Origin of the sequence: Paraburkholderia sp. C35, from assembly GCF_003121405.1 — a bacterium.
Lineage (GTDB): Bacteria > Pseudomonadota > Gammaproteobacteria > Burkholderiales > Burkholderiaceae > Paraburkholderia.
Genome location: NZ_QBUY01000217.1, coordinates 1 through 1,632, shown reverse-complemented (window position 1 = coordinate 1,632; position 1,632 = coordinate 1). Strand labels below are relative to the sequence as shown.

General features: G+C 55.8%; 1 protein-coding gene. It reads left to right on the top strand.

Going from position 1 to position 1,632, the window contains the following annotated elements; genetic code table 11:
* Positions 1-63: 63 nt before the first annotated feature.
* Complete coding sequence (locus tag DK391_RS44005) at positions 64-1,509, top strand: IS1182 family transposase (RefSeq protein ID WP_109484271.1); 1,446 nt, start codon at positions 64-66, stop codon at positions 1,507-1,509.
* Positions 1,510-1,632: the final 123 nt, after the last annotated feature.

The following is a 1,632-nucleotide window of genomic DNA, read 5'->3' as shown; positions in this document are numbered from 1 at the left end:
CGAGCCTGTGTGAAAACGCATTGATCGCCTAGACTGAATCAACACACTGAGACCGGATGACTCATGAAGCGATTCGTTGAAGGCGATGACCGTAAGCAGGTCGCACTACTTCCCGAATGCGTCGATGACTATATCGGGCAGGACAATCCGATCAGGGTCATAGACGCTTTTGTCGACGAGTTAAACCTTGACGATCTCGGTTTCAACGGTACGACTCCCGCAATCACCGGACGCCCGTCCTACCATCCTGGCGTGCTGCTTAGGATCTACATCTACGGCTATCTGAACCGGATACCCTCCAGTCGCCGTCTTGAGCGCGAGTGCCAGCGCAACGTGGAGATGATGTGGCTGACGGAGCGACTGGCTCCCGACTTCAAGACGATCGCCGATTTTCGCCGCGACAACGGTCCAGCCATTCGTAACGTATGCCGTCGTTTCGTCGAACTGTGTCGCGGACTGAAGCTGCTCTCGAGTGACATGGTGGCCATCGACGGCAGCAAGTTCAAGGCTTCGAACAGCCGCGACAGAAACTATACGATGGGCAAGATCGACAAGCGCCAGCAGCAGATCGAGGAAAGCGTTCAGCGATATCTCGACCTGATCGAAAGCGCGGACAGGACAAGCCCGACCGGGTTCGATGTGAAGACCGTGCGCCTGTACGAGAAGATTGCCAGCTTGCGTCAGCAGATGCGCGAACTTGATCAGGTCAGGAAGCAGTTGAAGAAACAACCGGACAAACAGTTGTCCATGACGGATCCCGATGCACGGTCTATGGCAACAAGCGGACGGGGCTCCGGCATAGTGGGTTACAACGTTCAGACCGTCGTGGATACGAAGCATCATCTGATCGTTGCACACGAGGTGACGAACGTCGGAAACGATCACGGTCAACTCAGCAGGATGGCAACGTCTGCAAAGAACGCGATGGGCAAAGCGAGGCTGAAGGTGTTGGCTGACCGTGGCTACTACAGCGGCTCTGAGATACGAGCGTGCGATCTGGGCAACATCAGCGCGTACGTTCCCAAACCACTTACCTCGGCATCAAGGAAGAAAGGTCTGTTCACGAAGGCTGACTTTGTTTACGAGGCAAGAAGCGACGTATATCGATGCCCTGCCGGTGAGCGCGCCATTCATCGGTTCAACACCGTCGAGCATGACATGACCCTGCGGGCGTACTGGCCGAGTGCCTGCCCTCGTTGCCATCTCAAGAACCGATGTTCACCCGGCGACTATCGCCGCATCAAGCGATGGGAGCACGAAAACATACTGGAAACCATGCAACGCCGGCTCGACAGGAAGCCCGATGCAATGACGATCCGCCGAAGTACTGTTGAGCATGTCTTTGGTACGCTCAAACACTGGATGGGACCCGCGCATTTCCTGACCCGGACGCTTGGGCGGGTGAGTACGGAAATGAGCCTTCAGGTATTGGCCTACAATCTGAAGCGCGTCATCAACATACTCGGTGTTGCGAGAACGATGAGGGCCATGAAGATGGCTGAACGGTAAGGCCCAGAGGGGCTTCGCTACGCTCGCGAGATTCGATTAGCGTAAGCTGGACCTACCAAACTCGATCCAGCTGAACCGGGAATGCCCGTTCAGCGCCAAAAATTGAGTTCTCACACAAGCTCG